The organism is Brevibacterium sp. Lmc1, assembly GCF_057654315.1.
Genome location: NZ_CM172803.1, coordinates 2,112,879 through 2,131,508 on the forward strand (window position 1 = coordinate 2,112,879; position 18,630 = coordinate 2,131,508).

Genomic DNA, 18,630 nt, shown 5'->3' on the forward strand with positions numbered 1-18,630 from the left:
TCGGCCACCGTGATTCCGTCGGAATCCGGCGCCGGTGTCAGCTGTCGAGGCCGGGGGAGCGGGGCTCGTCGGACGAAGACGATTCAACCACCTCGGGGGAGGTCTGTCCGGCTGCATGGGAGACGGAGATCTTCCGGGGGCGGGCCTCCTCGGCGACGGGGATCGTCAGCGTGAGGACACCGTCGCTGTAGTCGGCGCGGATACGATCCAGCGCCACCCGGTTGCCGAGCGTGAGCTGGCGGGCATAGGTGCCGTTGGTGCGTTCTCGGGTCAGCCACTTCACGTCCTTGTCGGCGACCTCGGACTCGCGGCGAGCGCGAACCGTGAGCGTGCGGTCTTCGACGTCGACATCGATGCTGCTCGGATCGACTCCGGGCATATCGATGCGCGCGATGAAGACTTCGCCGTCGCGGTAGAGGTCCATCGGCAAGGTGGTGGCGTTCGGAGTGCGGGTCACCTCGGAGAAGAATCGGTCGAGGTCACGGATGGGGTCGAAACGTGTAGCCATGTGCTTCCTTTCGTTCGGGTCCTACATTGAGTCAAACACACTCAACTTTGAAATGATTCCAAACTCATGAAATTCTCAGTCTGTGAGCCTGGTTCCCATACTCCTCGCCCTTCTTCCCGTCACGGCGCTCATCGCGTTCGGTCTCGTGCTGAAGAGACTGCCGGGATTTCGGAGTCCGGAATTCTGGTCGGGCGCGGAGAAGCTCGCGTACTACTGTCTCCTTCCGGTGCTCCTCTTCACCTCCGTCGCCGAGGTAGATGTGGCCCATGTCCCGCTCGCGCGCTTGGCAGCGGCTCTCGTCATCCCCACCGTGATCGTGTCCCTGGGCATCGTCCTCGCCCGCCGGGTCATCGCCCGCGATCTTCCGGCCTTCACCTCCGTGCTCCAAGGCGGGATCCGCTTCAACACTTATATCGGCCTGTCGTTGGCGGGCAGCCTGTTCGGTTCCGAAGGCAGCGCCGTGGCCGCGATCATCGCGGCGATCCTCGTCCCCACGGTGAATGTCATCTCGAGCCTCGGCTTCGAGTTCCTGCGCACCGGACCGAGCTCGCTTCTCGCGCTGTTCAAGGCGATCGTGACGAATCCTCTCGTGCTCGGCTGCGTCGCGGGAGCCGCGGCCAATGTCAGCGGTCTGGGTCTGCCGGACGTGGCGGCCACGGTCCTCGAACCCTTGGCGGCTGCCTCGCTGCCCATCGGGCTCCTCTGCGTCGGTGCCGGTCTGCAGGTGTTCTCGATGCGTGCCCATGCCCGGGCGATCATCGTCTCAACGATCGTCAAGCTGATCGTGCTGCCGGGGCTGTCCCTCGTCGCACTGTCTCTCTTGGCAGTCCCGACGGTGTCGGCGCTGGTCGGGCTGCTCTTCCAGTCGATCGCCACGGCGAGTTCGGGCTATGTCATGGCCCGGCAGCTCGGGGGAGATGCGAAGCTCATGGCTGCACTCATCGCCGGTCAGACCGTCGTCATGCTCGTGTCCCTGCCGGTCGTGCTGCTCATCGGCAAGTCGGTCCTCGGCTGAGGACGGACCGGTCTCCCCGCAACCTCGGTCCTGCATACGTCAGCGGCCGATCCCGTGCTGGGATCGGCCGCTTGAGTACTCGATTCGAGTTCACACTCGACTCATAGAGCTCGCTCGGAGCGCTGAGCCGGAGCGGTCATGCAGTTCTCACTCGCTGTCGGCGGTGATATCAGGGTGGCGTGAGCCGAGTTCGGAATCGATGCGCAGGACGCCGGCACCGTCGTTGCCGACGCGCTCAAGGCGACCGATGATCTCGGAGATGCTCGACTCCTCCTCGACCTGCTCGTCGATGAACCAGTGGAGCAGCGGCAGGACGTCGAGGTCGGCCTCGTCCTGAGCGGTGCGGTAGATGTTGCGGATGGACTCCGAGACCTTCTCCTCATGGGCCAGTGCAGCCTTGAAGAAGTCGATCGGCTGCGAACCGGAGACCTTCGGAGCGGCGATGTCGCCGATCTGAGGGGCGAATCCGCGGTCGAGGCAGTGCTGGGTGAACTTGGCGGCGTGAACCTGCTCTTCTTCGGACTGGGCGCGCATCCAGCGCGTCATTCCGGGAAGATCGAGATCATCGAGCTGGATGGAGAGCTGGAGGTAGACCAACGAGGCTTCGAGTTCGAGGGTGACCTGCTCGTTGAGGACCTTCTGCATAGCGGGGCTCAGGTGCATCTTTTACTCCTTTGCGGTTCGAGGCGGATCCGTTCCGCCTGCTTAGAGAATATCCTGACACCTTTTCTAGAACCGTTCCAGTGTGGAAAGGCTCGGCAAACTCTGCCCAGGTATGCCATACCTGCCTCGACCGACGCCGCGTCCTGCGCAGAATGCCGATCAGAGGTCCGGCCGTCTGAGGTGATGTCCAGTGGCGGATTCGAAGGCATGAGCGACTCGCAGCAGCTCGACGTCCGCCCCCGGCTTCGCCACGATCTGGACACCCACCGGCAGGCCGGAAGCCGAGAAGCCGGCGGGTACCGAGATGGCTGGGCAGCCCGTCGCCGAGATGAGGCACAGTGCCCGCATCCAATCGAGATAGTTCTCCAGCTGTACCCCGTTGATCTGCCTGGGATACTCGATGTCCGCATCGAACGGCAGGACCTGGCACGTGGTGAGCACGAGGACGTCATGGCCGGCGAAATAGCTGTCGACTTCCGCGTGCAGGCGGGTGCGTGCTGATTCGGCCGAAGCCACCTCGGCACCGGTGAGGTCGAGGCCCATGCGGATGTTCCACCGGACCGATTCCTTGATTCTGTCCGGGTGCGCCTCATACAGACCGCCCCAGGAGCCCACGAAGTCGAGGGCGCGGCGGACGTTGAATACCTCGTCGGCGTCCGTGAGATCCGGGATCTCTTCGTCCACATGCGCGCCGAGGCTGCCGAACACCGGCGCGGCGGAAGCGACGATCTCCTGCACCTCGGATTCGACCGGAAGCAGTCCGTCCAGGTCGGGGTTGAAGCCGACCCGCAGTCCGGCGAGGTCGGGGGAGCGGTCGGCGTCGAGTGCGAACTCCGGGAGGTCGAAGACACTGCCCGATTCCAGGATCGATTCCGGCGCCGAAGGATGTGGCCCCGAAGCCACCGACATGAGCAGCGCCACGTCGGAGACCGTGCGTGCCATGAATCCGCTCTGGGACAGCCACGCGAAGGGGTTGCCCGGTCGAACGTGGGGGATACGGCCGTTGCTCGGTCGCAGACCGACGACGTTGTTGAACGATGCGGGCGACCGCAGTGATCCGCCCATATCTGATCCGTCGCCTGACGCCTGGATCCCGGCCGCGAGCACCGCCCCCACACCGCCGGAGGATCCCGATGCCGATTTCGTCCGGTCGTAGGGGTTCACGGTTGTGCCGAACACCTCATTGTAGGTGTGGGAGCCGGCGGCGAACTCGGGCACGTTCGTCTTGCCTGTCGTCGTGACGCCGGCGGCTTTGAGCCGGGCGATGATGAGCGCATCCGCTTCGGGCACGCGATCGGCCATGAGCGGTGAACCCCAGGTCGTGCGCATACCTGCCGTGTCGTGGGTGTCCTTATGCGTCATCGGCACTCCGTGCAGGGCACCGAAGCTCTCACCGCGGGCGGTTGCTGCGTCTGCGGCATCAGCTTGAGCGAAGGCAGCTTCGTCGTCTCGTGTGACGACGGCGTTGAGAGCAGGGTTGACCTCATCGATGCGGTCGAGATGGGCCTGCAGAGCCTCCCGAGCAGAGACTTCTTTGGCGGCGATTCGGCCGGCCAGCTCACGGGTCGACCACCACAGCACCTCCTCGCTCATGCGCGGTCCTTTCCGACCTTGCTCAGCACCGCGGACAACGCGGCTCTGATGCCCGTCTCGAGAGTGGTCTCGACATCGTCGGGAGCGAAGAACGGGGAGTGATTCCCGGGCGGGGTCTGACCATCGGCGAACTTCTCGGGGGAGTAGCCGCCGAAGAACCAGTACACGTATGGGACGCCGATGTCATCGCCGAACGCTCCGACATCCTCGCTGCCGGTGGCGGGCTCGGACAGGTGGACCTGTTCGGTGCCGAGTTCGGCTCCGACATGGGTGAGGAACGACTCGGTCTCCTCGGGGTCGTTGTAGCACCGCGGGAACCGATACATCTCTTCGATCTCGGGTTCCGGAGCTCCGGAGGCAAGAGCCTCGGCTTCGATGATGCGGCGGACCCGGTCGAGGACGACCGCGCGGACCTCCTCGGTGAAGGTGCGGATATTGAGTTTGAATTCGGCGGAGTCGGGGATGATGTTCTCTTTGAGTCCGCCGTGGAAGGTGCCGACGGTGACGACCGACATGTCGCGGCCGGAGATCTCGCGTGACACGACCGACTGAAGGCGGGTGATCATATAGGCGCCGAGGACGATCGGGTCGATCGCGTTCTCCGGCTGGGATCCGTGTGCCTGCTTGCCCTTGACGGTCACGCGCAGGCAGTCGGACATCGCCATGGCGGTGCCGCTGCTGACGTAGAGGTGACCGGCGGCACCGGGCCACACGTGCTGACCGAAGATGACCTCGGGGCGCACGATCTCATCCCAGAGCCCGTCATCGAGCATGGCGCGCGCACCTTGGCCGGTTTCCTCACCGGGCTGGAAGAGCATGACGACTGTTCCCGACCACAGGTCCCTGTGTGCGACGAGGTGCTTGGCGAGGTAGAGGCCGACTGTGATGTGAGTGTCGTGGCCGCAGCCGTGCATGACCTTCGTCGTCTCGCCGTCGGGAAGAGTGCCGTCCGCCGTGGAGGCATAGTCGAGTCCGGTGTCCTCGCTGATCGGCAGTCCGTCGATGTCGGCACGGTAGCCGATGACCGGGCCGTCGCCGTTCTCGATCACGGCGACGACTCCGGTTCCGCCGAAGGTGTGTGTCTTCAGTCCGAGGGCCTGGAGCCGGGAGGCGATCTCCGCGGCGGTGTTCGTCTCCTGCATGGACAGCTCGGGAGTGCGGTGGAAGTGCTTGTAGTCGGCGATCGTCTGGTCAAGATCGGCACTGATCGACGCGCGGAGGGCGGAGTTGAGTGACATGATGTCCTTTCAGCAGAGGTCTGGTGCCATCTTGGCAGGAATTGTCGGATGCGGGGGTCGGTCTCGGCAGACGAGCACCGAACGTTGTCAGCCCTCAGTTGATGCCGACGGTGTCGGTGCCGTCGCTGTCGGGTCTTTTGTCCGTGACCGCCTTGTTGCGGGTGAACCATGTGATGAGGATGGTCAGGAACACGACGATGGCGACGTCGCCGGGCGCGAGCACGGGAACCAGTCTGACGAGGACGAGGATGACCAGCGCCGCCATGCCGAGGGCGATGAGCGTCGATTTCAGCTGCTTGAGAGAAGCGATGAGCTGGACGGTGACACCGCCGAGGATCGCCGGGAGGATGTAGAGCTTCGCGACGAGGGTCACCGGCTCGGGAATGAGGGAGACGAGCCAGGTGCCGAGGATGCCGACGAAGATGACCATCGAGGCGACGTGGATGATCGCGGCTCCGCAGATGGCCATCGTCGCCGCGTATTCTCCCTTGCGGGTGCCGGGCTTCGCCCCGATCGTGTCCTGGGCGACGATCGCCGAGGGCAGCAGCTTGTTCGCGACGTTGCCGATCATGAAGGCCTGGTACATCCCGGCGGGTCCGAGGATCGGGAAATAGGTGAGAGGTTCGACGATGTAGAAGACTCCGTAGACGGCGAACACGGCGAGGAATCCCTTGAGGATCTCTCCGAGATCGATGTTCGCGTCGGCGACGAACAGAAGATAGAACGGCACCGAGGTGGCGATGAGGAATCCGATGAACAGCGTGATCGAGCCCCACCGGCTGGTGGTGCGCTCGAATGCCGCGTGCGAGGGTGATGTGATGATCGATGACATGGTCTCTCCTCAGGCTTCGGGCATGCCGAGACCGGCATAGTGGGCGAAGTAGGCGGCGACGAGGCCGATGAGCAGGGAGATTCCCAATCCCCATTCCTTCAGCCAGTTCTGTTTGAGCGTCTTGGCGAGCAGCAGGCAGATGCTCATCACCACTGCCGAGACGATGACGGCGATGACATGGGTCGGTGACTTCGGCAGCTCACGGAAGGTCAGCGCCGCGAAGGCCGCGAGCAGTGCCGCACCCGGGATGATCGACATGAGTGCGGGATTGACCTTCTCGAGCTTGTGAGAGCTGCGTTTGAAGATCGGGGTGAGGATGAGGGTGGAGATCATCCAGCCGGCGCCCGAGAGGCTCATCGCCATGAGGGCGACGATGAACACGCCGCGAGTGAAGGTCTCATCACCGAGGTTGGCACCCATGGTGCCTGCCGCCAGGGACGCAGATGCGACCTCGGTGGCGGCGGACCCGATGAGTCCGACGCGGACGATGACCGAGGGAGTGCCGAACAGAGGCAGCAGAGCGATGGCGACGAGGACCACCGACAGCGATGGCCCGATGGCGGCGACACCGCCGGCGCGGAAGGCCGAACGGACTTCCTGTTGGCTCATACCCGCGGACTCGGCGTTCTTCTTCACCGCGGTCATGTAGATGAGCGATTGAACGACGACGACACCCATCACCGCCATCGCGAGTATCCAGAGAATCGGTGCGTTTGCGAGGCCGATGTAGTCGGCCGAACCGCTGGCCACGGTCATGGTCAGCTCCTCACTTCATTGTCGAGTTGCAGGGGCGCAGGACGGCGATCCACATTGGTATACCATCACGCAGCGCGCAGGAACAACTTATACTGACCGAACGGTCAGGACCATGGTTTGACCAGAAGTTCTCAACACTCGAGATTCAGCGGAGCGATTTCTGATGCCCTTCCCGCCTTGCGGAACGACACCACCCGAGATCGTCGGTACGGTCCCAGGCATCCGGACTTAGGCTGAGGGCATGGATGAAGTCACGACCACTCAGCTCGATCAGGCAGAAGCATGTTGGGTCACAGCCCTCCGTCGAGTCCGCACCTCCGATCTGAACCGGACGAGCGGGGCGGCGGAATGGTCGAATGCGGAGCTCATCAATCACCTGATCGGCGGGGGAGTCCGCTACACGAAGCTGCTGCAGCAGGCGAGCACGGAGGAAGTCGAAGCCACCAGGGGAGCCGATCACCTCGGAGAGGACATGCTCGATTCCTTCTGGACTCACGAGAGGTCGTTCAGGGCGCTGGTGTACGAATGCGACCTCCACGCGCCCGTCGCTCACCGGATCGGCAGCATCCCGGGAGCGCAGCTGGTGCAGATGCGCATTCTCGAGCTCGCACTCCATGCCGCTGATCTCTCACGCGGCACCGGACATGACTGGCCGATCGATGAGAGCCTTGCCGAGTTCATCTCAACCGAGCTCGGCGATCTCATCATCGACTTAGGGCCTGAGGGCGGGTACAGGCCGCCACGCCCGATCGGCGGGGGAGTCACGCACGCTCAGCGCGTGTTGCTGCTGTCGGGCCGGTAAAGGGTTCCAGGCGGTGACCTGGTGGATCCGCGGTGCTTCAGCGCTTCTTCGGTGAGATGTACATGGTGATGCGTGCGGTGACGAAGGCGATGCCATTCGCGTCGAGGACATCCACAGGGACGATCAGGTCGAACTTCTCGTCGCCGAATTCGGGGATCTCTTCAAGCCGGGTGACTGCCATGACCGCCCCTTTGCCGGCCTTGGCGTTGTATTCCACGGTCATTCCCGCTGGGATCCAGCGGTGAGTGGGCGGCACGGTCGCTTCCGTCATGACACCGGCGGCGACTTCGGCCATATTGCACGACGCGATTGCGTGATAGGTGCCGATATGGTTGTGCATTCCACGGCGGTTGGGCGCAGTGACGCGGCACAGCCCGGGTCGCAGCTCTTTGATCTGCGGGCGCACAGTACGGAAATAGGGTGCCTTGAAGCAGATGCCCTGAGAGAACAGCCATGAACCGACGAGGCCGCCCAGAGGCATCTCCTGCATCTTCTTCCAGAGCTTGAAGGTGGGTGCAGATTCGGCGGTCTGCACGGCTGTGGTGTCTGCGGTCATGGAGGCGCCCTTCACTGTGATCTGAGTTACTGTTCAGTACACATGCTATCAGTCGGACCATTCGGCGAGCGTGTGGTCACGAGTGCGCTTGAGGAGTTCACGCAGCACCGATTCGTCGGCATCATTCAAGCGCGTGAGATACAGGCACGACGTGCCGCTGCGGTACTTGCCGAGCCTGGAGGCAAGGTCGGGCCAACGGTCCTCATAGTCGCTCGTGAGATAGATCGTATGCTGACGCGAGGCAGGGGAGTACGCGAGAACCGGCATCGTGCCGCCATGTCCTGATTCGTAGCGATACTCGACCTCGCCGAATCCGATGATGCGTGAGGCCCAGACAACGGGCTCTTCGCCGGAGATCTCTGTGAGGATCTCGCGCAGGCGATCAGCCTCGGCGCGCCTGGGACCGCCTGCACGGTCGAGCACGTCATCGACGGGTTCGCCTGTCGGTCGCATTGCTGGTTGCTTCGTCGCCATTTCGCCTCCCAGTCAGAACTCAGCAGAAGACCTGGACCATCAGATCGCAGAACACATCTGCGGCCATCGATCGTCAGCATCAACTCTATAGGCGAAACCACGGGGCAGCGGCTCGGCTCTCAATCTTTACTTAACATAATGTATATTATCGGCGTTCTATCCGAAGACGGAGAGGAGCTTCGAAACTCACGAATGACGCTCCCGACACGAAAGCACAATGCGCAGCGACGACCCTCACCGACAGAAATGGCCGTGAGCGACGCATGGGTCACTCACGGCCATTCCATGATCACGATCGCTGCGTACGAGTTCATGCCTGGAGATCGTTGATCGTCAGATCATCGTGTGGTCTCAGCTGCTGACGGTGACGTTGCCGCCGAGGCCGACCTTGCCGCTGTCGTCAGAGCCACCGTCGTCCTTCTTGCCGCCATCGTCCTTCTTGCCGCCTCCGTCGTCGGCAGCGCCATTGGACTTCGTCAGTCCGGCTTTCTCACCGCAGGTCGGCCATGCGCCCGGCCCCTGCTCCTTGAGGACCTTCTGAGCAATCCGGATCTGTTCCTTCTTGCTGTGCTCATCCGCAGTGCCCGAACCGCCGAAGCCGTTCCAGGTCTGCTTGGAGAACTGCAGTCCGCCGTAGTATCCGTTGCCGGTGTTGATGTGCCAGTCTCCGCCGGATTCGCATTCGGCGACCTTGTCCCAGACGCCCTTCTCAGATGCCTGGGCCGGCTGCCCTGCGCTCATTCCGGTCAGCCCGGCGGCTGCGACAGCGCCGGCGCCGACGAGCAGGGCGACCTTGCGGAGGCTTGTGCTGTAGAGGTTCACTGTGTCTTCTCCAAAGTACGACTGCATTTCGGTTCTGTAACCCGGTCGTTACCGAGCCGTTATACACCGTAACGAATCAACTGCCGCATTTGAACCCGAGACCGTGAATTCAGCATCCGAATCGCCTCCGCGGAACCTGAGTGAGGCCTGAAGAGCAGCGGCTCCCCCGGTCAGGAATTCACGTACTGTGCCAGATGCTCCGCGGTCAGCGATCCGTTCGCCTTCGCCCCTGCGACCAGCTCAGTCGGGCTGCCTTCGAAGACGATCGACCCTCCGTCATGTCCGGCGCCGGGCCCCAGGTCGATGATGTGATCGGCGTGAGCCATCAAGGCCTGATGGTGTTCGATGACGATGACGGTCCGCCCCGAATCGACGAGCCCGTCGAGGAGCTGGAGCAGATTCTCGACATCGGCCAAGTGCAGACCGGTCGTCGGTTCGTCGAGGATGATCACCTGCGCGGCATCAGCGGCCTTCGCCGACAGATGGACCGCCAACTTCAATCTCTGCCGCTCTCCCCCGGACAGAGTCGTCAGCGGCTGACCGAGGCTGACATAGCCGAGTCCCACCTCGGCGAGGATCTTCAGAATCTTCACGACCACAGGGATACGCGACTCCCCCGCACCGAAATGCTCGATCGCCGCGTCAACGGGCAGGTCGAGGACCTCACGGATATTCAGTCCGCCCAAGGCGAACTCGAGCACCTCGGCTTGGAAACCCTTGCCCTCGCACTCGTCACAGGGTGCGGACACGCCGCCCATGAGCGCCATATCCGAATAGATGATTCCGGCCCCGTTGCAGACGGGACAGGCACCTTCGGAGTTCGCGCTGAAGAGAGCGGGCTTGACCCCATTGGCCTTCGCGAATGCCTTCCGAATGGGCTCGAGCATCCCTGTATACGTGGCTGGGTTGCTGCGCCGGGATCCCTTGATCGGCGCCTGATCGATCATCACGACCCCATCACGTCCACGCAGGGATCCCTCGATGAGGCTGCTCTTACCTGACCCTGCGACGCCGGTGACGACGGTGAGCACGCCGAGGGGCACGTCGACATCGACATCTCGCAGATTGTGCGACCCGGCGTCGCGGATCTCGAGAGCTCCCGCCGGCTCCCGCACCTTTTCCTTGAGCGACGCCGTGTATCCGAGGTGGCGACCGGTGAGCGTATCGGATGCCCGGAGACCGTCGACGGTGCCGGTGAAGGTGACCTCTCCCCCGTTGCTGCCGGCTCCGGGACCGAGATCGACGATGTGATCGGCGATGAGGATCGTCTCGGGTTTGTGTTCGACGACGAGCACCGTGTTGCCTTTGTCCCGCAGCGCCAGCAGGAGTTCGTTCATCGATCGGATGTCGTGTGGGTGCAGGCCGATCGTCGGTTCGTCGAAGACGTAGGTGACGTCCGTGAGCGAGGACCCGAGGTGGCGGACCAGTTTGATCCGCTGCGCCTCTCCCCCGGACAGCGATCCGGCTGATCTGTCCAAGGACAGATAACCGAGGCCGATGTCGTTGAAGGCGCGCACATCCGCACGCAGGGAATCGAGCAGCGCCGAGGCGGCTCCCGGCTTGATCTGGTCCAACCAACCCGTGATGTCCGAGATCTGCAGAGCGCAGACATCGGCGATCGATTTGCCGGCGACCAGCGAGGACCGGGCGGCTCCGTTGAGCCGTGTCCCTGCGCATTCGGGGCAGGTGGTGAAGACGACGGCACGGTCGACGAATTCGCGGATGTGCTTCTGCATCGAGTCCCGGTCCTTGGACAGGAACGACCGTTGGATCCGCGGGATCAGCCCGTCGAAGGTGATGTTGGTGCCATTGATCCTGACCTTCTCGCCTTCGGCATAGAGCAGATAGTGCCGCTCCTTCTCATCGAAATCGGCGACCGGTTTGTCCGGATCGAAGTACCCGGATTCGGAGAACATGCGCACCGACCAGCCGCCGGGTTTGTACCCGGGAACGGTGATGGCCCCGTCATTGAGGGATTTCGACTCATCGACCACCTCGGCGATGGAGATGTCCGTAGCTGTGCCCATGCCCTCGCAGCGCGGGCACATGCCGCCGTTGACGGAGAATGCCTTCCGTTCGACCTGTTTGCCCTCGCCCTTGTCGATGGTCACCGCGCCCTTGCCGCTCAGGGTGGCGACGTTGAAGGAATACGCGTTCGTCGATCCGAGGTTCGGTTCTGCCAGACGCGCGAAGAGGGTGCGCAGCTTCGCATTGATGTCAGAGACCGTGCCCACCGTGGAGCGCGGGTTCGCCCCGATCCGCTCCTGGTCGACGATGATGGCCGTCGTCAGTCCCTCGAGGACGTCGACCTCGGGTCGGGCCATCGCCGGCATGAAGCCTTGGACGAAGGCGGAGTAGGTCTCGTTGATCATCCGCTGGGACTCGGCGGCGATGGTGTGGAAGACGAGTGAGCTCTTTCCGGAGCCGGACACGCCGGTGAAGACCGTGAGACGGCGCTTGGGGATCTCGACGCTGACGTTCTTGAGGTTGTTCTCCCTGGCTCCGCTGACTCGGATGAGGTCGTGGCTGTCTGCACTGTGCACTGGTGTCAGTCTCTCTGCTGGATGCGGATCATGTTCCCGGCGGGGTCCCGCAGGGCGCAGTCTCGCAGACCATAGGGCTGGTCCATCGGCTCCTGCACGATGTCGGCGCCCTTGGCCTCCACCTCGGCGAAGGCCTCATCGACGTTCGGTGTCGCGAGCACGATCGCGGCATAGCTGCCTTTGGCGATGAGTCTTTCGATGGTCTCCCGTTCGGTGTCGCTGATCGTCGGGTCGGTCACGGGCGGGGTGAGCACGATCGATGTGTCGGGTTGGCCGACCGGTCCCACCGTCAGCCAGCGCATGCGTCCGGCACCGACGTCGAGGCGCAGCTCGAAGCCGAGGATGTCACGGTAGAAGGTCAGGGATTCTTCCGCATCGGTGTGCGGCAGGAAGCTGGCGTTGATCGAGATGTCCATGTCAGCAATCGTAGACTGCTCAGCTCGGTGGGACTTCTCGATTCCTGACCGGTCGCAGTGCATTCTTCACCACGATCGTCGGCAGCCGATGCTCGCCTGCGGCGACCCCGTCGCGGTAACGGGTCGGTGAGAGTCCGACGAGTTCGCTGAAGCGAGTGCTGAAGGTGCCCAGGGACGAGAAGCCGACGGTGAAGCAGATCTCGGTGATCGTGAGATCGCCGCGGCGGATGAGGGCCATGGCCCGTTCGATCCTGCGCGTCATGAGATACGAATACGGCGACTCGCCGAAAGCCGCTCTGAACTGGCGGCTGAGGTGCCCGGCGGACATGTGCACGCCTGTGGCGAGGGCCTCCACGCTCAAGGGCTGGTCGAACTCGCGGTCGATGCGGTCCCGGACCCGGCGCAGAGCCACCAGCTGTTCGTTCACCCCTCGTCGACTCCCTGCTTCAGGGTGCGGCCGCGGAAGAAGTCGGGATGGCGGACGGATTGGATGATCATGATGACCACGCCCAGGGCCAGCACCCCAATGCCGAGGACGAAGACGAGTCCGACGCCGAAGACCGAGGATCCCGAACCGTAGTCGGGGTCGAGCGAGTCGATTGCGGTGGTGACGAAGATGACCAGCAGGGTCACGCCCCCGATGAGCGGGAACAGGAACCGGTAGAAGAATGTGCGGGTCGAGGCGAAGAGGCTGCGTCGGAAATACCAGATGCAGGCCAGACCCGTGATGCCGTAGTAGAAGCAGACCATGAGTCCCAGCGCAGTGATCGTGTCCCACAGAGCGTTCTCCGAGAGCAGGCGCATGACGACATAGAAGATGATCGCGGCCCCCGCCGAGGTGACGGTGGCGACCGATGGGGATTTGTAGCGGGGAGAGACCCGACCGTACTTCTCCGGAAGCGCCCCGTAGTGGCCCATTGCCAGGATCGTCCGCGAGGGCGAGACCATCGTCGCCTGCAGCGAGGACAGGGAAGATGAGAGCACCGCAATGGACACGAGCACAGCGAAGGGCCCCATGACCGGGCCGGCGAGTGAGGCAAAGATCGATTCCTGGTTATCGGGGTTGCCCGCACCCAGCCCTTCGGTGCCGACCCCTGCGAAGGAGATGACGGCTATCGTACAGGCGATGTAGATGATGACGATCGCGATGATCGTGAGCATCGCCGCGCGACCCGGAGTCTTCTCCGGATCCTTCGCTTCCTCATTCATCGTGATCACCGTGTCCCAGCCCCAGAACAGGAAGATCGACAGCGATACGGCCGCAGCGACGGTGGAGAAGTCGCCAGCAGACAGCGGATTGAACCAGTCGAGAGACACCGGGGTCGGATCGTAGGAGGTGCCATTGGAAGCCTGCACAATCGCGGCGACGACGAACCAGCCCAGCGCCAGCACCTGGAAGGCAACCAGCCACACCTGCAGCTTCTCGGTGGCTTCGACTCCCCGATACGACACCCAGGCCGCAGCGGCGGTGAGGATGATCGTCACGGGGATGTTGATCTACAACACTCGAGTGAGTTCGGCGATGTACGGATCGGAGAACACCTGGGACAGGAGGAGGAAGAGGAAGTCGACGGCAACGGCCGCGAGGTTGGACAGCACAAGGACGGTGGCGGCGACGAGTCCCCAGCCGCCCATCCAGCCCAGCCAGGGTCCGAACGCTCTGGTCGCCCACGTGAACGTGGTGCCCGAATCCGGCATCGCGGTGTTCAGTTCCCGGTAGCCGAAGACGACGAGCAGCATCGGCACGAAGCCGATGAGCAGCACGGCCGGGGTGTGCACCCCGACCTCGGAGATCGTCGGACCCAGTCCCGAGGTCAGCGTATAGGCCGGAGCGATGCAGGAGATGCCGATGACGGCTCCCCCGATGGCTCCGATTTTGCCGGCGGAGAGTCCCTTCGAGCTCAGTCCGCTCGTGTTCGTCGACGGTGACGGCTGTGTGCTGCTCATCTCAGGACTTCTCGCCGAGGATCCTCTCGGCGGTGGCGGTGCCGATGCGCACCGCTCCGTCGACGTGCTGGTAGCCTTCGGCAGCGATATCGGAGCTGGCGAAGTGGATGGGCCCGACCGGGTCGTTCTGGAACGGACCCCACCGGTGCAGACCCCCAAGGTCATAACTGGTCGCATAGGCTCCGCGGGTCCATTCCTCCGCGCCGAAGTCGGAGAGGTAGAACACCCGGGGGTCGAGTGCCTTCGGGCCGAGGAACTCGGCGAGGGCTTCGAGGATCTTCGTCCGGCGGGACTCTTCGTCCAGGGCCCACATGGCATCGGCGTTGACATCGGAGATGAAGCCGACGAGAGTACCCTGCTCTTCACCGTGGTTCGTGTTGTCGTAGACCTCTTGGACAAGACGGGAGGCGCCGAAACCGGTTCCGCACAGACCGTCTTCGCGCCAGAACGGGGTGTCGTAGGTGGCGTGGACCTTGATGACGAGCCCCATCGACTGGTGCTGGTGGAAGATCTGCTGAAGCCTCGGAAGAGGTGGGTCATAGCTGATGCGCGAGTAGAGGTTCGGCGGCACGGCGACGATCGCCTGGCCTGCGCTGACTGTCAGTTCGTCGGTGGAAACGCTGACGCCGGTCTCCGACCATTCGATCCGACGGACCGGCTGCTGCAGACGGACGATGTCCTCACCGAGTTCCTCGGCCATCTGCACCGAAACCGACTGCATTCCGCCGACGACACGACGGTCGAGGATGAAGTGATCGTCGACGAGATTCGTGAACGATCCCGCCGAGGCGGCCATGAGAATGGCTTGGAGTGCTGAGAAGGTGGTGGCGGGCTTGGTCAGCATGCCGCCGGCGACGAACAGCCCGATGTTCTCGCATGCGAGTTCGTCCGCGGACTGCTCACGCAGCCAGTGATGGAAGGAGATCGAGTCGAGTTCGGCAGCGTCTTCAGCATCCCAGGGTGAATTCGGACCGATCCTGGCGGCGAGTTCGTCGAGGATGCCGATGAGACGTTCCATCTCGGACTGGGTCGACTCCCCCACCGGGAACATCTCTCCCGAGTAGACGGTGCGAGTTCCGTCGGGAGCGATGTAGACGCTGTCTCCGTCACGGTACCGCGGGTAGGTCTCTTTGCCGAGTTCGTCGACGAGCGCGAGCAGCGCGGTCTGGTCCGGGGAGATCCACTGGCCGCCGAGTTCGAACATCTGCCCGTCGATGTGCTCGGTCCAGGTGCGGCCGCCCACGCGGTCACGGGCCTCGAGAACGATGACGCTGCGTCCGGCCTTCCGCAGCCGACGGGCGGCGCTCAGGCCCGATGGGCCTGCTCCGATGATGACGACGTCACGGGTTTCTGCGGACACGGCGAACTCCTCCTGAAGCGATTGGGTGGCTTCAGACTAACGAGGTCCCGGGCCCGTGCCAAGACGGATTCGGCAAGTGCGGAATCCGCACTCGCCCGTGCGGTCAGCGGAACTCGCGAGGATCCGCCGCAGGGTCGTTCTCGAGGGCGGTGATGAAGCTCCACGAATCGGGTCGCGAACCGTCGAGGTCATTGAATCCGTAGTGGAGGGCCAATCCGTGGGTGTCCTGCGTCGTCGAGTTGAAGCTGTGCCGGTCGGGATCGGCGGCCAGTGCGACAACGGAACGACCGAGCAGATGAGGCGTCTCGGAGATCGCAAAATCACGTGGCGGTTCGGTGCGGGTTTCGTCGAGCGAGTCGCGCATCCAGTCATCCTCTGTGGTGCCGAAGTGATCGAGCATCATCTCCGAGCGCAGCCAACCGGGGGTGATGGCGACCGCAGTCGCTTCCACCTTGGCGAGTTCGTGGCCGAGCCCGAAGGCCAGACGGCTCACAGCCGTCTTCGTGAGGTCGAGGAAGATATTCTCCCGGTAATGGCCCGCGTTGAACTCTGCGGTGCCGTCGGTGATCTCGACGTGGAGACCGCCCGGATTCCTTGTGAGCAGGGGCAGGGCGGCATGTGCGGTGTGCAGGTGAGTGAGCAGACCCGCCCGGAACAAGCGCATCTCGGTATCGAGTTCGGTCTCCCAGAACGGTGTGCCCCACTCAACGTAGGCTTCTCCCCCGATGTCGTTGACGAGGATGTCGAGACGACCGTGGTCGGCTTCGATCTGGCCGATCACCTGTGAGATCCGGGCCGGATCGAGGTGATCACAGACGTGGGCTTCGGCCTGGCCGCCTTCGTCGGTGATGAGGGCGGCGGTGCCTTCGATCGTCTCTGTGCGTGCGTAGTCGGAGGGACGCTCGTGGGTCGATCGGCCGGTGCAGTGGACGAAGGCGCCGGCGCGTGCGAGGTCCCGGGCGATGGCGCGGCCGGCTCCTCGGGTGGCCCCGGCGACGAGGGCGACCTTGCCGCTCAGTGCACGTTGGGACAACGGAGCGAAGTCGTCGGGGTCGGCGGCGTGAGCTGATTCCGGTGTCGGTGTATTCATGGGAACAGTCTCATCGGCTTCCACTGACATCTCGTGTCAGTGTCCTTCATTATTCTCGGAATTATGAAAGCTGCTCGCCTCGTTTCGGAGATCGTCATCCTCGGTGCGCGTTCTCGGCCGATCACGGCATCCGATCTCGCGCAACGTCTCGAGGTCACCGAGCGGACGATCTACCGTGACCTCGGTGAGCTGTCGCGGATGGGCGTGCCCGTCATCACCGAGGCGGGGCCCGGCGGCGGGATCAGCCTCCTCGGCGACTGGGTCTCGCCTGTGGCGGGTCTGACCCGGGACGAACTCGACTCCCTCCTCATCGGCTCCCCCGCCGCGGCCGATCTCGGCTTCTCGTCCGCGTTGGCCACGGCCCGAGCGAAAGTCCTCGCCGAATCGTCATCGGCATTCTCGCAGCTCATCCTCGTCGACGGGCCGGATTGGTTCATGGCCAAGGAGGATCCCGAGCAGCTCGACACCATCGTCACCGCACTGCGCACTCAGCGGGGACTGCAGGTCACATATCGCGGACGGAACGATCTGCGATCGCGCACACTGCTGCCTCTGGGACTCGTCGTCAAGGCTGGTCGCTGGTATCTCGCGGCGCAGCCGCCGGGAGGCAGTCCCCGAACGTATCGAGTCTCACGGATCGGCTCGGCCGAGCTGCGATTCCTCGACTGCACTCCCCCGCCTTCTTTCGACCTCGCGGACTACTGGACGGGGGCGCAGGCTGAATTCGATGCTTCGATTCGTCGGATACTCGTGAGACTGCGGCTGCCCGTGGCCCAGATCGACGACCTTAAGCGCGCGATTCCGGGCCGACTCACCGAGGACGCCATCGACTCGGGGCGGACGGATCGCGACACTATCGAGATCGACCTTCCCATGGAACCCGCCGGGGTGGCCGTCAGCCAGCTCGTCACCGTGCCCGGGGTCGAAGTCCTCTCGCCAAAACAGCTCCGCCGCGACCTGCACGATCATGCATGGGCCGCGGCGGAGCTCAATGAGTGACGTGAGCAGTCAGCAGCTCACCGCCCGGGTCACTGCACTTCGTACTTGCCGTTGATCTGCCCGGCGCCGACGCCGCCGACGGCCTCCATGGCGGCTTTGGACAGGTCGAAGCACCGATTGCCGTGGTAGGGGCCTCGGTCGTTGACCCGCACCGTCACGGACTTTCCGTTCGCGCTGTTCGTGATCTTCACCTTGGAGCCGAACGGCAGGGTCTTATGGGCCGCGGTGAGCTTGTTCGTATCGAAGATCTCGCCGTTTGCGGTCTGTTTCCCGTCGAATCCGTCACCGCCGCCGTAGTAGGACATGGGGCAGCTGCCGGATTCGCCGGCCGACTTGCCGGAGTTCGAAGGTCCGTCGTTCTCATCCGCGGACCCTCCGGACGAACCCTCGTCGCCAGAGGATTCTCCGCCGCCGGTCGAGCCCTCATCCTTCTTGTCCGCGGTCTTCGACGGCTCGGGGCTCGGTGTCTCGATATGGGTGTCGATCGTGACTTCTGCGGGCTTCTCCTTGGCCTGCTTCTTCGCCTTAGCGAGAAATTCATCCGCGGCCTTGGTCGGTTCGGAGACGGCGACGGCGGGGGCTTCGGCCGGCGCTTCGGCCACGACCTGGCCGCCCGTGGAAGAATCATTGGGCACCATTGCAAGGCTCGAAGCGACGACGGCTGCGGTTGCGGCGGTCGGCACGATGAAGGCGGAGAGCACCGGACGGGTGCGGACTGCTGCCAGCACTCCCCCGGCGGTGTTCAGGCGGTCGGTCGGTGCGTGGCGTCCGGTCTTCTTCTTCGCCGTCAGCGCTGAGAAGATCGACCCGGTCTTCTTGGTGCTCGGTGCTGAGTGTCTGCCCACAGTGGTGTTCCTCGTCGTCATCAGAGAGTGTCTCGGCAACTCGGAGATGTAATGGGAAGACCTCTCGCAGCAGTGCGCTCGAGGAGAAACTCCAAGTTATCTGATCGTTATCTTCACAGATTCTAGTTAAGGAACTGTTACAAAAGCAATGTGGCACACCGAAATGGTGTG

At 63.6% G+C, this 18,630-nt stretch carries 18 protein-coding genes and 1 pseudogene; 3 read left to right on the forward strand and 16 right to left on the reverse strand.

Annotated elements, in window-relative coordinates:
• Positions 1-37: 37 nt before the first annotated feature.
• Complete coding sequence (locus tag AC239G_RS09470; protein ID WP_139467204.1) at positions 38-508, reverse strand: Hsp20/alpha crystallin family protein; 471 nt, start codon at positions 506-508, stop codon at positions 38-40.
• An 82-nt stretch (positions 509-590) separates the two neighbouring features.
• On the opposite strand from AC239G_RS09470, the gene AC239G_RS09475 reads away from it, so the two are divergent.
• Positions 591-1,523, forward strand: a complete 933-nt coding sequence (locus tag AC239G_RS09475) for an AEC family transporter (protein WP_139467205.1) — start codon at positions 591-593, stop codon at positions 1,521-1,523.
• 147 nt (positions 1,524-1,670) lie between these two features.
• Here the strand turns inward: AC239G_RS09475 and AC239G_RS09480 are convergent, their stop codons facing one another.
• The 5 genes from AC239G_RS09480 to AC239G_RS09500 form a co-directional block, all read right to left on the reverse strand.
• Positions 1,671-2,186, reverse strand: coding sequence for a ferritin (locus AC239G_RS09480; protein ID WP_139467206.1), 516 nt, complete (start codon positions 2,184-2,186; stop codon positions 1,671-1,673).
• 159 nt (positions 2,187-2,345) lie between these two features.
• Complete coding sequence (locus AC239G_RS09485; RefSeq protein ID WP_139467207.1) at positions 2,346-3,779, reverse strand: amidase; 1,434 nt, start codon at positions 3,777-3,779, stop codon at positions 2,346-2,348.
• The gene (locus AC239G_RS09490) at positions 3,776-5,017 is read right to left on the reverse strand and encodes an amidohydrolase (protein WP_139467208.1); all 1,242 of its coding nucleotides are present in this window, start codon (positions 5,015-5,017) and stop codon (positions 3,776-3,778) included. The genes AC239G_RS09485 and AC239G_RS09490 overlap by 4 nt, the downstream gene beginning before the upstream one ends.
• A gap of 94 nt (positions 5,018-5,111) precedes the next feature.
• Positions 5,112-5,849 carry a hypothetical protein gene (locus AC239G_RS09495; RefSeq protein ID WP_139467209.1) on the reverse strand — a complete coding sequence of 246 codons (738 nt, stop codon included), beginning with the start codon at positions 5,847-5,849 and terminating at the stop codon, positions 5,112-5,114.
• A gap of 9 nt (positions 5,850-5,858) precedes the next feature.
• Positions 5,859-6,605, reverse strand: coding sequence for a DUF5058 family protein (locus AC239G_RS09500; protein ID WP_487488746.1), 747 nt, complete (start codon positions 6,603-6,605; stop codon positions 5,859-5,861).
• Positions 6,606-6,846: 241 nt separating this feature from the next.
• Here AC239G_RS09500 and AC239G_RS09505 point away from each other — a divergent pair, with 241 nt between their 5' ends.
• Positions 6,847-7,407, forward strand: a complete 561-nt coding sequence (locus AC239G_RS09505; RefSeq protein WP_139908024.1) for a maleylpyruvate isomerase N-terminal domain-containing protein — start codon at positions 6,847-6,849, stop codon at positions 7,405-7,407.
• A gap of 37 nt (positions 7,408-7,444) precedes the next feature.
• On the opposite strand, the gene AC239G_RS09510 is transcribed toward AC239G_RS09505, so the two are convergent.
• The 9 genes and pseudogenes from AC239G_RS09510 to AC239G_RS09550 form a co-directional block, all read right to left on the reverse strand.
• Positions 7,445-7,963, reverse strand: coding sequence for a hotdog fold domain-containing protein (locus AC239G_RS09510; RefSeq protein ID WP_487488747.1), 519 nt, complete (start codon positions 7,961-7,963; stop codon positions 7,445-7,447).
• Between the two features lie 48 nt (positions 7,964-8,011).
• A complete protein-coding gene (locus AC239G_RS09515) occupies positions 8,012-8,437 on the reverse strand; it encodes a DUF1801 domain-containing protein (RefSeq protein ID WP_139467212.1) in 426 nt (141 codons plus the stop codon).
• Positions 8,438-8,788: 351 nt separating this feature from the next.
• Positions 8,789-9,286 (reverse strand): transglycosylase family protein, encoded by a 498-nt coding sequence (locus AC239G_RS09520; protein ID WP_487488748.1) that lies wholly within the window; start codon positions 9,284-9,286, stop codon positions 8,789-8,791.
• Positions 9,287-9,429: 143 nt separating this feature from the next.
• Positions 9,430-11,802 carry an ATP-binding cassette domain-containing protein gene (locus tag AC239G_RS09525; RefSeq protein WP_487488749.1) on the reverse strand — a complete coding sequence of 791 codons (2,373 nt, stop codon included), beginning with the start codon at positions 11,800-11,802 and terminating at the stop codon, positions 9,430-9,432.
• A gap of 5 nt (positions 11,803-11,807) precedes the next feature.
• On the reverse strand, positions 11,808-12,218 hold the full coding sequence (locus AC239G_RS09530) for a VOC family protein (protein WP_139467215.1): 411 nt from the start codon (positions 12,216-12,218) through the stop codon (positions 11,808-11,810).
• Between the two features lie 19 nt (positions 12,219-12,237).
• Complete coding sequence (locus AC239G_RS09535) at positions 12,238-12,645, reverse strand: helix-turn-helix transcriptional regulator (protein WP_139467216.1); 408 nt, start codon at positions 12,643-12,645, stop codon at positions 12,238-12,240.
• Positions 12,642-14,165: pseudogene (locus AC239G_RS09540) on the reverse strand (APC family permease). Before AC239G_RS09540 ends, AC239G_RS09535 begins: the two are co-directional and overlap by 4 nt.
• A 1-nt stretch (position 14,166) precedes the next feature.
• Positions 14,167-15,525: a flavin monoamine oxidase family protein gene (locus tag AC239G_RS09545; RefSeq protein ID WP_139467218.1), complete on the reverse strand. Its 1,359-nt coding sequence runs from the start codon at positions 15,523-15,525 to the stop codon at positions 14,167-14,169.
• Between the two features lie 103 nt (positions 15,526-15,628).
• A complete protein-coding gene (locus tag AC239G_RS09550) occupies positions 15,629-16,615 on the reverse strand; it encodes an SDR family oxidoreductase (RefSeq protein ID WP_139467219.1) in 987 nt (328 codons plus the stop codon).
• Between the two features lie 63 nt (positions 16,616-16,678).
• Between AC239G_RS09550 and AC239G_RS09555 the strand changes: the two genes are divergently transcribed.
• Positions 16,679-17,614 (forward strand): helix-turn-helix transcriptional regulator, encoded by a 936-nt coding sequence (locus AC239G_RS09555; RefSeq protein WP_181270497.1) that lies wholly within the window; start codon positions 16,679-16,681, stop codon positions 17,612-17,614.
• Positions 17,615-17,643: 29 nt separating this feature from the next.
• On the opposite strand, the gene AC239G_RS09560 is transcribed toward AC239G_RS09555, so the two are convergent.
• Positions 17,644-18,480, reverse strand: coding sequence for a septal ring lytic transglycosylase RlpA family protein (locus AC239G_RS09560; protein WP_181270498.1), 837 nt, complete (start codon positions 18,478-18,480; stop codon positions 17,644-17,646).
• Positions 18,481-18,630: the final 150 nt, after the last annotated feature.

Bases quoted from the DNA above. Each gene is read 5' to 3' on its own strand.
- AC239G_RS09470 (WP_139467204.1), bottom strand. From the start codon at position 508: ATGGCTACACGTTTCGACCCCATCCGTGACCTCGACCGATTCTTCTCC.
- AC239G_RS09480 (WP_139467206.1), bottom strand. From the start codon at position 2,186: ATGCACCTGAGCCCCGCTATGCAGAAGGTCCTCAACGAGCAGGTCACC.
- AC239G_RS09485 (WP_139467207.1), bottom strand. From the start codon at position 3,779: ATGAGCGAGGAGGTGCTGTGGTGGTCGACCCGTGAGCTGGCCGGCCGA.
- AC239G_RS09490 (WP_139467208.1), bottom strand. From the start codon at position 5,017: ATGTCACTCAACTCCGCCCTCCGCGCGTCGATCAGTGCCGATCTTGAC.
- AC239G_RS09495 (WP_139467209.1), bottom strand. From the start codon at position 5,849: ATGTCATCGATCATCACATCACCCTCGCACGCGGCATTCGAGCGCACC.
- AC239G_RS09500 (WP_487488746.1), bottom strand. From the start codon at position 6,605: ATGACCGTGGCCAGCGGTTCGGCCGACTACATCGGCCTCGCAAACGCA.
- AC239G_RS09505 (WP_139908024.1), top strand. From the start codon at position 6,847: ATGGATGAAGTCACGACCACTCAGCTCGATCAGGCAGAAGCATGTTGG.
- AC239G_RS09510 (WP_487488747.1), bottom strand. From the start codon at position 7,963: ATGACCGCAGACACCACAGCCGTGCAGACCGCCGAATCTGCACCCACC.
- AC239G_RS09515 (WP_139467212.1), bottom strand. From the start codon at position 8,437: ATGGCGACGAAGCAACCAGCAATGCGACCGACAGGCGAACCCGTCGAT.
- AC239G_RS09520 (WP_487488748.1), bottom strand. From the start codon at position 9,286: ATGCAGTCGTACTTTGGAGAAGACACAGTGAACCTCTACAGCACAAGC.
- AC239G_RS09530 (WP_139467215.1), bottom strand. From the start codon at position 12,218: ATGGACATCTCGATCAACGCCAGCTTCCTGCCGCACACCGATGCGGAA.
- AC239G_RS09550 (WP_139467219.1), bottom strand. From the start codon at position 16,615: ATGAATACACCGACACCGGAATCAGCTCACGCCGCCGACCCCGACGAC.
- AC239G_RS09555 (WP_181270497.1), top strand. From the start codon at position 16,679: ATGAAAGCTGCTCGCCTCGTTTCGGAGATCGTCATCCTCGGTGCGCGT.
- AC239G_RS09560 (WP_181270498.1), bottom strand. From the start codon at position 18,480: ATGACGACGAGGAACACCACTGTGGGCAGACACTCAGCACCGAGCACC.